At 76.6% G+C, this 13,755-nt stretch carries 8 protein-coding genes; 3 read left to right on the top strand and 5 right to left on the bottom strand.

Annotation, left to right across the window (positions count from 1 at the left end):
• Positions 1–8: 8 nt before the first annotated feature.
• From cobA to nirB, 3 genes are read right to left on the bottom strand one after another with little or no spacing between them, the layout of a single operon-like run.
• Positions 9–1,307, bottom strand: a complete 1,299-nt coding sequence (gene cobA / locus E5225_RS09340) for a uroporphyrinogen-III C-methyltransferase (protein WP_135974651.1) — start codon at positions 1,305–1,307, stop codon at positions 9–11.
• Positions 1,304–1,726, bottom strand: a complete 423-nt coding sequence (gene nirD / locus E5225_RS09345) for a nitrite reductase small subunit NirD (RefSeq protein ID WP_135974653.1) — start codon at positions 1,724–1,726, stop codon at positions 1,304–1,306. Before nirD ends, cobA begins: the two co-directional genes overlap by 4 nt.
• Positions 1,723–4,320 carry a nitrite reductase large subunit NirB gene (nirB, locus tag E5225_RS09350; protein WP_135974655.1) on the bottom strand — a complete coding sequence of 866 codons (2,598 nt, stop codon included), beginning with the start codon at positions 4,318–4,320 and terminating at the stop codon, positions 1,723–1,725. The genes nirD and nirB overlap by 4 nt, the downstream gene beginning before the upstream one ends.
• Before the next feature lie 222 nt (positions 4,321–4,542).
• On the opposite strand from nirB, the gene E5225_RS09355 reads away from it, so the two are divergent.
• A complete protein-coding gene (locus E5225_RS09355; protein ID WP_136225393.1) occupies positions 4,543–6,207 on the top strand; it encodes a molybdopterin-dependent oxidoreductase in 1,665 nt (554 codons plus the stop codon).
• A 20-nt stretch (positions 6,208–6,227) separates the two neighbouring features.
• Here the strand turns inward: E5225_RS09355 and E5225_RS09360 are convergent, their stop codons facing one another.
• Positions 6,228–10,463, bottom strand: a complete 4,236-nt coding sequence (locus E5225_RS09360; RefSeq protein ID WP_135975119.1) for a bifunctional nitrate reductase/sulfite reductase flavoprotein subunit alpha — start codon at positions 10,461–10,463, stop codon at positions 6,228–6,230.
• Positions 10,464–10,501: 38 nt separating this feature from the next.
• Complete coding sequence (locus tag E5225_RS09365) at positions 10,502–11,875, bottom strand: MFS transporter (RefSeq protein WP_135975121.1); 1,374 nt, start codon at positions 11,873–11,875, stop codon at positions 10,502–10,504.
• A 315-nt stretch (positions 11,876–12,190) separates the two neighbouring features.
• Here E5225_RS09365 and E5225_RS09370 point away from each other — a divergent pair, with 315 nt between their 5' ends.
• Both E5225_RS09370 and E5225_RS09375 read left to right on the top strand, forming a co-directional pair.
• Positions 12,191–12,532 (top strand): cupin domain-containing protein, encoded by a 342-nt coding sequence (locus tag E5225_RS09370; RefSeq protein ID WP_135975123.1) that lies wholly within the window; start codon positions 12,191–12,193, stop codon positions 12,530–12,532.
• The gene (locus E5225_RS09375; RefSeq protein WP_135975124.1) at positions 12,529–13,743 is read left to right on the top strand and encodes a ThiF family adenylyltransferase; all 1,215 of its coding nucleotides are present in this window, start codon (positions 12,529–12,531) and stop codon (positions 13,741–13,743) included. The genes E5225_RS09370 and E5225_RS09375 overlap by 4 nt, the downstream gene beginning before the upstream one ends.
• Positions 13,744–13,755 lie beyond the last annotated feature (12 nt).

Genomic DNA, 13,755 nt, shown 5'->3' on the forward strand with positions numbered 1-13,755 from the left:
CGCGGCCGTCACCGGACCATTGTCGCGTGCGGCGCGGGCTCGTGCGTCGACGACCCCGCCGGCGTGGCGCCGACGCCGTCGGACGCGGACGGCCCGGGTTCCAGCAGCCCGGGCGCGGCGACCGCCCCCAGGACGACCACGGCCGGTGCACGCACGCCCGCCTCGGCGGCGGCCCGCACGACGCGGTCCAGGGGTGCGCGCGTCACGCGCTGCCCGACGAGCGTCGCCTCCTCGACGACGGCCACGGGCGTCGACGGCGGCACCCCGTCCGCGAGGGCGTGCGCAGCCAGCCCCGGCAGCGCGGCGACGCCCATGAGGACGACGACGGTGCAGGACCCGTCCCGCAACCCGGTGAGCGCGGCGGCGGACCAGCCGTCGGTGCCGTTCATGACGTGCACGGCACCGACCGTGCCGCGGTGGGTGAGCGGGATCCCGGCCGCCGCGGGTGCGGCGAACGCGCTGCTCACGCCGGGCAGGACGGTCACGGGCACGCCTGCCTCCCGGCACGCCAGCACCTCCTCGCCGCCCCGCCCGTAGACGAACGGGTCGCCGCCCTTGAGCCGCACGACGACGTGGCCGCGCTGCGCCCGCTCGACGAGGATCCGGTTGATCTCGGCCTGCGGCACCGGGTGGTGCCCCGGGGCCTTGCCGACGTCGACGACCTCGACGTCGTCGGGCAGCTCGTCGAGGACGGCGGTCGGCCCCAGGCGGTCCGTGACGACGACGTCCGCCTCGGCGAGCGCGCGCCGGCCGGCGACGGTCATCAGGTCGACGTCCCCCGGTCCCCCGCCGACGAGCACGACGCGGCCCTGCCCCGCCGTCCGCCGCCGGCCGCGCAGGTCGACGCGGCCCTCGCGCAGCGTGGTGGCGAGCGCGTCGCGGACCTGCACCGAGCGGCGCGGGTCGGCGCCGCCGGTGGAGACGACGCCGACGAGGACGTCACCGGCACGCGTGGTCGCCGGGGTACGCGCCGTGCCGCGGGCGGGGCGGCGAGGGCCGCCCGCGTCGACGCAGAACACCCGGCGCGCCGTCGCCCACGCGACGACCGCCTGGTCGGTCGACCGGTCCCCCGTCGCGGTCTGCACGAGCCACGCGTCGTCCAGGTCCGACGGGACGACCTCGCGGTCGACCCAGTGCACGGCCCCCGCGACCACGAGGTCGGCGACCGGCTCGCACACGGCCGGGGCCACGACGCGCACGTGGGCACCCTCGGCGAGCAGCGCGTGCACGCGGCGCGCGGCCACGGGGCCCCCGCCCGCGACGACGACGGTCCGCCCGGCGAGCTCGACGCCGAGCAGCGCCGTCACGGCGTGCGCCCCGCGAGCGCGGCGACCTGCACGGCGCCGCCGACGACGCGCACGGGCCACGTGCGCAGGTCGGCCGCGAGCCCGGGCACGGGCTGCTTGCCCGCGGGGTCGAGGCACGCGCCGGTCCGCAGGTCGAAGACCTGCTTGTACATGGGCGACGCGACGGTGGGCACCTCGTCGCCGTCCACGGACCGTGAGCCGACGATGCCCCGCGCCAGCACGTGGGCGTCGCTGAAGGGGTCGTGCTGCTGGACGGCGAGCACGCGGTCGTCGACGAGGCGGAACAGGGCGACCTGCTCGAGCCGCCCGTCGGGGCCGTCGGGGACGAGGGCGGCGACGCCGCGCTCGCGCGCGAGGTCGTCGAGGCGGCAGACGGTCAGCCACGTGCGCTGGGGTGTGGGTGCGTCGAGCGCGGTCATGACCGGACCTCCAGGGTGGTGCCGGCGACGAGGACCGGTGCGCCGCTCGCGGCGGCGGCCCGCTCGGCGGCGGTGGCGGGGCGGGCCTGACCACGCTCGGGCACGTAGGCCAGGGACGGGTCGGGCACGTCGGGGGCGTTGACGAAGGACGCGAAGCGCCGGAGCTTCTCGGGGTCGTCGAGCGTGGCGCGCCACTCGTCCTCGTACTCGTCGACGTGCTGGGCCATCTGCGCGTCGAGGTCGGCGCAGATGCCGAGGGCGTCGTCCATGACGACGGCGCGCACGCCCTCGAGGCCGCCCTCGACCTCCTCCATCCAGGGGGCGGTGCGCTGCAGGCGGTCGGCGGTGCGCACGTAGTAGAGGAGGAAGCGGTCGATGGTGCGCACGAGGGTGTCGGTGTCGAGGTCCTCGGCGAGCAGCTTCGCGTGCCGGGGCGTGAAGCCGCCGTTGCCGCCGACGTAGAGGTTCCAGCCCTTGTCGGTGGCGATGACGCCGACGTCCTTGCCGCGGGCCTCCGCGCACTCGCGGGCGCAGCCCGAGACGCCGAGCTTGATCTTGTGCGGTGAGCGCAGGCCGCGGTACCGCAGCTCGAGCATGACGGCGAGGGCGACGGAGTCCTGCACGCCGAACCGGCACCACGTCGACCCGACGCACGACTTCACCGTCCGCAGCGACTTGCCGTACGCGTGGCCGGACTCGAAGCCGGCGTCGACGAGCCTGCGCCAGATCAGCGGCAGCTGGTCGATGCGGGCACCGAACAGGTCGATGCGCTGCCCGCCCGTGATCTTCGTGTACAGGCCGAACTCGCGGGCGACCTCGCCGATCACGATGAGCCCCTCGGGGGTCACCTCCCCGCCGGCGATGCGCGGGACGACGGAGTAGGAGCCGTCCTTCTGGAGGTTCGCCATGACGTGGTCGTTCGTGTCCTGCAGGGCGGCGCGCTCGCCGTCGAGCACGTGCCCGGGGGCCGTGGTCGCGAGGATCGAGGCGACCACGGGCTTGCAGATGTCGCAGCCGCGGCCCGCGGCACGGGTGCCGAACCGCTCGACGACCTCCGTGTAGGTGCGCACCCCCGCGACGCGGACGGCGTCGTAGAGCTGCGCGCGGGACAGGGCGAAGTGCTCGCACAGCGCGGTGCTGACGGTGACGCCGAGCTTCGCCAGCTCGGTCGACATGAGCTTCTTCACGAGCGGCAGGCACGAGCCGCAGCTGGTGCCGGCGCGCGTGCAGGCCTTGACGGCGCCGAGGTCGTGACAGCCCTGCTCGGTGACGGCGTGGCGGACCTGCCCGGCGGAGACGTTGTTGCACGAGCACACGCCGGCGTCGTCGGGCAGCTCGAGGTCGGGGGCGCCCCCCGTCCCCTCCGGGAGGAGGAACGCCGACGGGTCGCCGGGCAGCTCGCGGCCGAGCATGGGCCGCAGGCTCGCGTACGCGCCGGCGTCACCGACGAGGACGCCACCGAGCAGGGTGCGGGCGTCGTCGGACAGGACGAGCTTCTTGTAGACGCCGGCCACGGGGTCGGCCCAGACGATCTCGAGGGCACCGGGCGTGCGCCCGAACGCGTCGCCGAAGCTGGCCACGTCGACGCCCGCGAGCTTGAGCTTGGTGGCGGTGTCGGCACCGGGGAAGGTCGCGCCGGCGCCGCCGAGCAGCCGGTCGGCGGTGATCTCGGCCATCGCGTACCCGGGGGCGACGAGCCCGATGCAGGCGCCCTGGATGCAGGCGACCTCGCCGACGGCCGACACGTGCGGGTCCTGCGACAGGCACGTGTCGTCCACGACGACGCCGCCGCGGGGTCCGATCGGAAGGCCGGCGTCGCGCGCGAGCTCGTCGCGCGGCCGGACGCCCGCGGCGACGACCACGACGTCGGCGTCGAGGCGCGTGCCGTCGGCGAGCTCGACGCGTCCGACGCCGCCGCGGCGGTGCTCGTGCACGCGGGTCGTCGTCGCCTGCGTGCGCACCCCGATGCCGATGCGGTTGATGAGCCGGCGCAGCGCCTCCCCGCCGCCGAGGTCGACCTGGGCCGACATCAGGTGCGTGGCGACCTGCAGCACCGTGGTGCGCGCGCCGAGCGCGTCGAGCGCACCGGCGGCCTCGAGCCCGAGCAGCCCGCCGCCGAGGACCACGCCGCGCACGGGGTGGGTGCGGCCCTCCTGCAGGCCCTGGACGTACCCGCGCAGCGCGGCGACGTCGTCCAGCGTGCGGTAGACGAACACGCCGGGCAGGTCGGCGCCCTCCATCGGGGGCACCCACGCGTACGAGCCCGTGGCGAGGACGAGGTGGTCGTACGCGTACGTCCGGCCCGAGGCGGCGGTGACGGTGCGGGCCTCGCGGTCGACGGCCGTCACGGCGTCGCCGCGCACCAGCGTGACGAGCGGGTCGTCCCACAGCGCGGGGTCGCCGAGGGCGAGGTCCTCCGGGTTGCGGCCCGCGAAGAAGCTCGTGAGCGCGACCCGGTCGTAGGGGCGGCGGGGCTCCTCCGCGAGGACCGTGACGCGCCAGGCGCCGGCGGCGTCGCGGTCGCGCAGGGCCTCGACGAGACGCTGGGCGACCATGCCGCCGCCGACGACGACGAGGTGGCGGGGTGCGTCCATGGGGAGCCTCCGTGGCTGGGGGACGGGTGCGGCCCCCGGGCGGCGGGGCGCGCGTCGGGGCGTGCCCCGACGCTACGAACTGCGTGTTTCGGGCGGTGGCACGCCCGCGTTTCCCGGGCGGAACCTTTCGCGCACAGCGCCGCGCACGGTCGTGTGAGGTGGCGGCGACGGGCGGGGCGGCGGCGCCGGGACCGCCGTCGGGCGGGGACGTACCGTGGGCGGATGGGACCCGAGGACGACGAGCCCTCCCCGCCCGGGGACGCGCGTGAGGGTGCGGCGCCGGCCGCGCCGGCCGCGTCCGGCACGCGGTGGGACGAGCCCTCCGCGACCCTGGCCGCGGCCGCGTCCGGGGTCGCCGCGGGAGCCGTGACGGTCGGCGTCGGCGCGGTCGCGGCCGCGGTGACCGGGGCCTCGTCGGACCCGCTCGTCGCGGTGGGCGCGGCGTTCGTCGACCTCACCCCGCCGTGGCTCAAGGACTGGGCGGTGGCCGCGTTCGGCACGGCCGACAAGGCCGTCCTGGCGGTCGGGCAGGCGGTGGTGCTCGCGCTGCTCGCCGGGCTCGCGGGGGCGCTCGCGCGGCGCCGGTGGTCCTGGGGTGCCGTGCTCGTCGTCGCGCTCGGGGGCCTCGCGGGGGTCGCCGCCATGACGCGCCCCGACGCGGGCCTGCTGGCGCCGCTGCCGAGCGTGCTGGGCGCCCTCGCGGGCCTGCTCGCGCTCCGCGCCCTGCTGGGCCGGGTGCCTCCGCCGCCGTCCGCGTCGGCACCCGCGCCGCCGGCTGCCGACGTCCCGGCCGTGCCGCGCCCCGCCGCCCGACCCGGTGCCTCGCGCCGCGGCTTCCTGCTCGCGGCGTCGCTGGCGACGGCGCTCGGCGTCGTCGCGCTCGCCGCCGGGCGCGTGGCGGGCGCCGCCGGCCGCGGCGTGCAGGCGGTGCGCGACGCCGTGCGGCTGCCGGCGCCCGCGCGCCCCGCGGCCGCTCCCCCGGCCGACGTGCAGGTCGACGTCGACGGCGCCGAGCCGTGGGCGACGCCGCCGGCGACGTTCTACCGGATCGACACCGCGCTGGTCGTGCCGCAGGTGGACCCCTCGACGTGGCGGCTGCGCCTGCACGGCCTCGTCGAGCAGGAGGTCGAGCTCACGTGGGACGAGCTGCTCGGCGCCGGGCTCGTCGAGGCGTGGGTGACGCTCGCCTGCGTCTCCAACCCCGTCGGCGGGGACCTCGTCGGCAACCAGCGCTGGCTCGGGCTGCCCGTGCGGGACCTGCTGGCCCGCGCCCGGCCCACCGCCGGCGCGGACATGGTGCTCTCGCGCAGCGTCGACGGCTTCAGCGCCTCCACGCCCCTCGAGGCGCTCACGGACGACCGGGACGCGCTGCTCGCGGTCGCGATGGACGGCGCCCCGCTGCCGCCGGAGCACGGCTTCCCCGTCCGCCTCGTCGTCCCCGGTCTGTACGGGTACGTCTCCGCGACGAAGTGGGTCACCGAGCTCGAGGTCACCCGGTTCGACGCCGCCGAGGCCTACTGGACGCGGCGCGGCTGGTCCGAGCGGGGCCCGGTGAAGACGCAGTCGCGCATCGACGTCCCGCGCGGCGGCACGACCGTCCCGGCCGGGGACGTCGTCGTCGCCGGTACGGCGTGGGCGCAGCACCGCGGGATCACCCAGGTGCAGGTGCGCGTCGACGACGGCCCGTGGCGCGACGCCGACCTGGCGGGCGACGGCGGCGTGGACACGTGGCGGCAGTGGCGATGGACGTGGCGGGGTGCGAGCGCCGGGTCGCACCGGCTGCACGTGCGCGCGTGGGACCCGCAGGGGCCGCAGACCGGCGCGCCGCAGGGCGTGGTGCCCGACGGCGCGACGGGCTACCACCGGGTCGACGTCACGGTCGCCTGACCCGCGGGCGGGCACCGGCGTCAGTACACGTCGCGCGCGTACCGGCGCTGCTCCGACAGCCGCTTGACGTACGCGGCCGCGTCCCGCTCCGCCAGGCCGCCGTGCCGCGCGACGACGTCCCGCAGCGCCCGGTCGACGTCCGCCGCCATGCGCGACGCGTCCCCGCAGACGTAGACGTGCGCGCCGCGCTCGAGCCACGCCCACAGCTGCGCCCCCTGGTCGCGCATGCGGTCCTGCACGTACACCTTGGTGCGCTGGTCCCGCGAGAACGCCGTGTCGAGGCGCGTCAGGACGCCCTCGGTGCGCAGCGCGTCGAGTTCCTCGCGGTACCAGAAGTCCGTCGCGGCGTGCTGCTCGCCGAAGAACAGCCAGCTCTCGCCGCGGTCACCCCGCGCCCGCCGGTCGGCGAGGAACCCGACGAACGGCGCGACGCCGGTGCCGGGCCCGACCATGACGACCGGCACGTCGCCGTCGTCGGGCAGGTGGAAGTGCGTCGTCGGCTGCACGTGCACCGTGACCTCGGCGCCGTGGGCGGCGTCGGCGAGGAAGGCGGAGCACACCCCGGTCCGGGCGGCGCCGCCCGGGCCGGCGTACCGGACCACGGACACGGTCAGCCGTACCCGGTGCGGGTCGACGCGCGGGCTGGACGAGATCGAGTACTGCCGCGGCTGCAGCCGGCGCAGCACGCCCACCCACTCCTGCGCGTCCGCGCGGACACCGAGCTCCGCCACCACGTCGACCGCCTGACGACCCCAGAGCCACTTCGCGAGGTCGTTGCGGTTGTCCGGGCGCAAGCGCCGCCGCAGCTCCGCGCTGCCTGCCCGCTCGGCGAGGAACCGCAGCAGGGCCGTCGACGGGCGCGTCACGTCGAGCTCGGTGCGCAGCGCGTCGACGAGCGGCAGCGCGCCGACGCCGTCGACGGTCACGGGTGCGTCGGCGTCGAGGCCCGTGACGTCGAGCCACTCGGCCACGAGCCCGGCCGCGTTGACGGGGCGCACGGCCAGCGCGTCACCCGCGCGGTACGGGACGGGCAGCGGGCTGTCGCTCGTGTCGAGCACGAGCTCACGCACCTCCTTGCCGGACCCCGGCGCACCGAGGCGCCGGTTGACGACGAGACGGGCACGGCCGGGGTGCGTGCGCGTCGCCGTCACCGGCGCCGGGGGCGCGACCGGAGCCGCGACGGATGCGGTCCGGCCCGCGGCCGGCGCCGGACCCGCCGTCGTGGGCCCCGGGCCCGCCGTGGCACCCCCCTCCGCGAGAGCGGTGACGAGCGCGTCGAGCCACGGGTGCACCGCGTCGTCGTCGCCGGGTTCGCGGTCCAGGCGCGGCACGAGGCGCTGCGCGCCCAGCTCTGCGAGCCGCCGGTCGAGGCGGCGGCCGTGCCCGCAGAACTGGTCGTACGCGGGGTCGCCGAGTGCGAGCACGGCGTACCGGGCGCCGTCGAAGGTGGGTGCGGCGGGGTCGGCGAGCACCTCCCACAGGGCCGCGCCGTTGTCCGGGGCGTCGCCGTCGCCGGTGGTGCTGGTCACGAGGACGACGTCGGCGCGGCGGGGCAGCCGGTCGAGGGCGTCGTCCATGCCGGCGACGCGGGGCGTGCGCCCGGTCGCGGCCGCCAGCCGGGCGGCGACGTGCGCCGCGAGCTCCTCGGCCGTGCCGGTCTGGGAGGCCCACAGGACGACGAGCTCGCGTGCGGGTGCGGCGGCGGGTGCGGCGGCCCGACCCGGGCCGCCGGGCGCCCGCGAGAACATGCCCGCGAGCACGCCGTCGACCCACAGGGCGGCGGCACCGTCGAGCGGGGCCGTCGGGGGCAGGACGGGTGTGCCCGGCGCGCCGCGCCCGAGGCCCGCGAGGAAGCCGGCGAGGTAGCGCTGCTCGGCCGGGCCGAGGGCGGGTGGGCCGACGTCCTCCAGCCCGAGGGCGGCCGCGAGCGCCTGCATGGTCGCGGGACCGTCGAGCACCGGCGACCGCGCGGCCTCGGGTGCGACGGCCGGGACGGGCGCGGAGGAGCCCGCGTCGCCCGCCAGGTCCCCCGCCGCGACCCGTTCGTCGCCCTCCGGCGCCGCCACGGGCGTGAGCGTGACGGCGCAGGCCTTGAGCTCGGGCTGGAACGACAGGGGGTCGACCGCGTCGTTGGTGACGGCGTTGACGGACAGGTACTCGCCGAACAGGTCGTTCCAGTGGAACGGCGCGAACAACGTCCCGGGCCGCATGCGGTCGGTGACGACCACGGGCAGCACGGCGCGCCCGCGGCGGGACGCGACCTCGACCGGCGCGCCCGCGACGAGGCCGAGGCGGTCCGCGTCGTCGGGGTGGACCTCGACGAACGGTCCCGGGTTCAGCCGGTTGAGCGCGGGCACCTTGGCGGTCTTGGTGAGGGTGTGCCACTGGTGCTGCACGCGGCCCGTGGTGAGCACGAACGGGAAGTCGTCGTCCGGCATCTCGGCGGGGTCGAGGTGCGGGCGGGCGTGGAACACGGCACGCCCGCTCGGCGTGGGGAACACGAGCCGCGGGCGGGTGCCGTCGGGGCGCACGTGCAGCGGCTGGTGCACGCCGTCGTTGCGGTACCGGACCGGGTTGCGCGCGGGGCCGTCGGGCGCGGCGGGCCACTGGACGGGGCCCTGCCGGAGGCGCTCGTAGCTAACGCCGCGCAGGTCGTAGCCGGTGCGGGGGTTGGTGCTGCGGCGGATCTCGGCGAACACCTCGTCCGACGACGCGTACGCGAACCCGTCGAACCCCATGGCGGTCGCCACGCGCGCGATGAGCTGCCAGTCGGGCAGCGCGTCGCCGGGCGGGTCGAGGGCGCGGCGGGCGAGCGTCATCGTGCGCTCGCTGTTGACCATGACGCCGTCCGACTCCGACCACAGCGCGGCGGGCAGGACCACGTCGGCGTAGGCGTTGGTCTCGGTGTCGGCGAACACGTCCTGCGTGACGACGAGCTCGGCGCGCTCGAGGCCCTCGATGACGGTCCGCCGGTTGGCGACCGACGCGACCGGGTTGGTGCAGACCACCCAGCAGGCCCTGATCTCGCCGTCGGCCATGCGCCGGAACATGTCGATCGTGCCCGTGCCCACGCCGTCGGGTCGCAGCGTGCCGGCGGGCAGGTCCCACAGGTCCTCGACGAACGCCCGGTCCCCCGGGTCGAGCACGGACCGCTGGCCGGGCAGCCCGGGGCCCATGTAGCCCATCTCGCGCCCGCCCATCGCGTTGGGCTGACCGGTCAGGGAGAACGGGCCGCTCCCCCGCCGGCAGATCGCCCCGGTGGCGAGGTGCAGGTTGACCAGCGCGTTCGTGCTCCAGGTGCCGTGCGTCGACTGGTTCAGGCCCATGGTCCAGCAGGACACCCACTCGCCGGCGCCGGCGATGAGCGCGGCGGCGGCCCGCAGGTCGTCGGCGGGCACGCCCGTGAGGTCCTCGACCACGTCCGGCGGGTAGTCGGCGAGGAGCGCCGGCATCTGCTCCCAGCCCTCGGTGTGCTCGGCGACGAACTCCTCGTCCACCGCGCCCGCCTCGACCAGCAGGTGCAGCAGGCCGTTGAGCAGCGCGAGGTCGGACCCGGGACGCACCTGCAGGAACAGGTCGGCCTTGTCGGCGGTGGCGGTGCGCCGCGGGTCGACGACGATGAGCTTCGCGCCCGCCTTGACCCGGTCGAGCAGGCGCAGGAAGAGGATCGGGTGGCAGTCGGCCATGTTGGCGCCGATGACGAGGAAGACGTCGGCGTGGTCGAGGTCCTCGTACGACCCCGGCGGGCCGTCCGCGCCGAGCGAGAGCTTGTAGCCGGTGCCCGCGCTGGCCATGCACAGGCGTGAGTTCGACTCGATCTGGTTGGTGCGCAGGTAGCCCTTGGCGAGCTTGTTCGCGAGGTACTGCGCCTCGATGCTCATCTGCCCCGACACGTACAGCGCGACCGCGTCGGGCCCGTGCGCGTCGAGGACCTCACGCAGCCGCCGCGCGACCGTGGCGATCGCGTCGTCGAGCAGCACGGGCACGGGCTCGGCCGTCCGCTCGGTGCGGACGAGCGCGCTCGACAGGCGCCCGCCCGCCGCGAGCATGTCGGCGCTCGTGGCGCCCTTGGTGCACAGCCGCCCGCCGTTGGCCGGGTGGCTGCGGTCGCCGGAGGCCTTGCGGACGCGCCGGCCGCCCGCGTCGTCCTCGACCACGTCGAGGACGATGCCGCAGCCCACGCCGCAGTACGAGCACACGGTCGCGACCTGCGTCGTGGCCGTGTGCTCGTGCTGCGCCGTCGTGGTCGCGGTCACGCGGGTGCCCTCCGGGGTGTCGTGCGTCGGGTGCCCGGTCAGATGACCGTCGTGCCGAACCGGGACCCGCGGCGCTGGTACACGACCCACGTGGTGGTGGCCATGACCGCGTACAGCCCGACGATCACCCACAGCGCCGCCTGGATGGAGCCGGTCATCGACGTCGAGATCGCGAAGCCGCGCGGGATCAGGAACCCGCCCACCGCACCGACGGCGCCCGCGATGCCGATGCACCCGGCGGCGGCCTTGGCGCGGCGCGCACGGTCGGCGTCGTCCCCGGCGCCGAACCGGAAGACGGCGGGGATCATCCGGTACACCGAGCCGTTGCCGGCGCCCGTGGCGAGGAACAGCAGCAGGAACGAGGCGAAGAACAGCGCGAACGCCTGCGCCCGCAGGGCGAGGATCGCCCCGACGGTGCCGATCGCCATCACCGCGAACGCCAGGACGGTGACGCGTGCGCCGCCGAACCGGTCGGCGAGCGCACCGCCCGCCGGTCGCGCCACGGAGCCGACGAGGGCACCGAGGAACGCGATGGAGAGCGTGACCTCCGGGAACTGGTTGCTCAGCAGGGTCGGGAACGCGCCCGAGAACCCGATGAACGAGCCGAAGGTGCCGATGTAGATGAACGAGATGATCCAGGTGTGCCGGGCGCGGGCCGCGACCCCGTAGGCGCGCGGGTCCGACTTCGCGTTCGACAGGTTGTCCATGTACCGCCACGCGAGGACCGCCGCGACGAGCACCAGGGGGATGAACATGTAGCCCGCGCGCTCGAGCGAGATCACGGCACCGAGGGTCACGACGGTGGGGACCGCGAGCTGGACGGCCGCGGTGCCGATGTTGCCGCCCGCCGCGTTGAGACCGAGGGCCTTGCCCTTCTCCCGCTCGGGGTAGAAGAACGAGATGTTGGCCATCGAGGACGCGAAGTTGCCCCCGCCGATGCCGGCGAGCGCGGCGACCGCCAGCATCACGCCGAACGAGGTGTCGGGGTCCTGCACGACGACGGCGAGGGCGATCGTCGGGATCAGCAGGAGCAGGGCCGAGACGATGGTCCAGTTGCGCCCCCCGAACAGCGGCACCGCGAAGGTGTACGGGATGCGCAGCGTCGCGCCGACCAGGCTGGGGATCGCGATGAGCCAGAACATCTGGTCGACGGTGAGCGTGAAGCCGGCCAGCGGCAGCCGCGGCACGACGATGCTCCACAGCGCCCACACGGCGAACCCGAGGAACTCGGCGAACACGGACAGGCCGAGGTTGCGGCGCGCGATCGCCCGCCCGACGGTGCGCCACTGCTCGCCGTCCTCCGGGTCCCAGCCGTCGATCCAGCGGCCGCGGCGGAACGTCAGGGCACCGGCGCTCGGGGGTGCGAGCGCCGGGTCGGCGGGTGCCGCCTGGGGGGTGGTGGTCTGGGTCACGGGGGCCTCCGGGCGTCGGGGTGCGCGACGGGCGCGGCACGGGTGGGGCGTCCGGGCCGCAGGCGGGGCCTGGGCCGTGTGCGTGGTGCGGGGCTGCAGTGCAGGGGCTGCGGTGCGGGGGCTGCGGTGCGCGGGCGACGGTCCGGTGCGGTCCGTGTACCGACGACGCTAGGGATGTCGTGTTTCGCCCGACCACGACCTGGCGTAACCCGCTGCGAACGTCTTCCGCACACGGCCCCCGGCCGGGGTGTGAGAAGTGCCGCCGACGGGTGCACCCCGACGGGCAGGTGCGGCAGCGGCTGCCAGGATGGGCACATGCCCGACCTGGACGCCCTCGTGACCACCCACCTCGACCTGGCGCGCGCCGACGCGCACGGGCGCAGCGCTGAGCTCGTCGTGCACGACGGCGAGCTGCGGCAGACCGTCATCGCGCTGACCGCCGGCTCCGAGCTCGGCGAGCACGCGTCGCCGCCCGCGGCGAGCCTGCAGACCCTGCGCGGGCGCGTGCGGGTGCACGTCGGCGACGAGGTGCAGCAGGAGGTCGGCGCCGGCGAGCTGTGGGCGCTCACGCACGAGCGGCACTCCGTCCTCGCCCTCGAGGACTCCGTCGTGCTGCTGACGACCGTGACCAGCGTCGCGCGCCACCCCCACGGATGACGTCGCCCCTCGCGCCGCTCGTCGCGCCCGGCCCGCCCCTCACGCCCGGGCAGGTCGACCGGTACGCGCGGCACCTCGCCCTCGCGCAGGTCGGCGAGGTCGGGCAGCGGCGCCTGCTGGCCGCACGGGTCCTCGTGCTGGGTGCGGGCGGCCTCGGCTCCCCCGCGCTGCTGTACCTGGCGGCCGCGGGCGTCGGGACGATCGGCGTCGTGGACGACGACGTCGTCGAGGCCTCGAACCTGCAGCGGCAGGTGGTGCACGACCTGGCCGCCGTCGGCCGGCCGAAGGTGGTGTCGGCGGCCGAGCGCCTGCGCGGGCTGAACCCCGACGTCGAGGTCCGGACGCACGCGCTGCGCCTCACCGCGCACAACGCCGACGAGCTGCTGCGCGGCTACGACCTGGTGGTGGACGGCACCGACAACTTCGCCACCCGGTACCTGGTCAACGACACGTGCGCCCGCCTCGGGCTGCCGTGGGTGTGGGGGTCCGTCCTGCGCGGCCACGCACAGGTCAGCGTGTTCTGGGCCGCCGCGCCCGGCGGCGGTGTCGACCTGCGCGACGTGTTCGGGGAGCCGCCCGCGCCGGGCACCGTGCCGTCGTGCGCCGAGGACGGCGTGCTGGGCGCGGTGTGCGCGGCCGCGGGCGCCGCGATGGCGGTCGAGGCGGTCAAGCTCGTGTGCGGGACGGGGCGCACCCTGCTCGGGCGGGTCGCGGTGCTCGACGCGTTCGACGCCACGTGGCGCGAGGTCCCGGTGCGGCCACAGCCCGCCCGCCGCACGCCGCCGCCGCCGGAGGGTAGCGTCGACGTGGTGACCGATCCCCGCCCCGACAGCGCCCGCACCGACAGCGCCCGCACCGACACCCCCGGCACCCCGGCCGGCGAGCTCACGCCCGCCGGCCTGCGCGACCTGCTCGCGGCTCGCGACGCCGGGGCCGCCGACGTGGACGTCGTGGACGTCCGCGAGCCGGGCGAGACCGCTGCCGGCACGCTGCCCGGCGCCCGCCTCGTGCCGCTCGGCGCCTGGGCGGACGGCTCCGCGCTGACCGGCCTCGACCCCGACCGCACGCTCGTGCTGGTGTGCCGGTCCGGGATGCGCTCGGGGCGGGCGGCGGCCTACGCGCGCGCGGCGGGCGTGCGGGACGTGCGCAACCTCGACGGCGGCCTCGTCGCGTGGGCGCGCGAGGTGGACCCCGGGCTCGTCGTCCCCTGACCGGGGCGCGGG

Origin of the sequence: Cellulomonas shaoxiangyii (genome assembly GCF_004798685.1) — a bacterium.
Taxonomy (GTDB): Bacteria; Actinomycetota; Actinomycetes; order Actinomycetales; family Cellulomonadaceae; genus Cellulomonas; species Cellulomonas shaoxiangyii.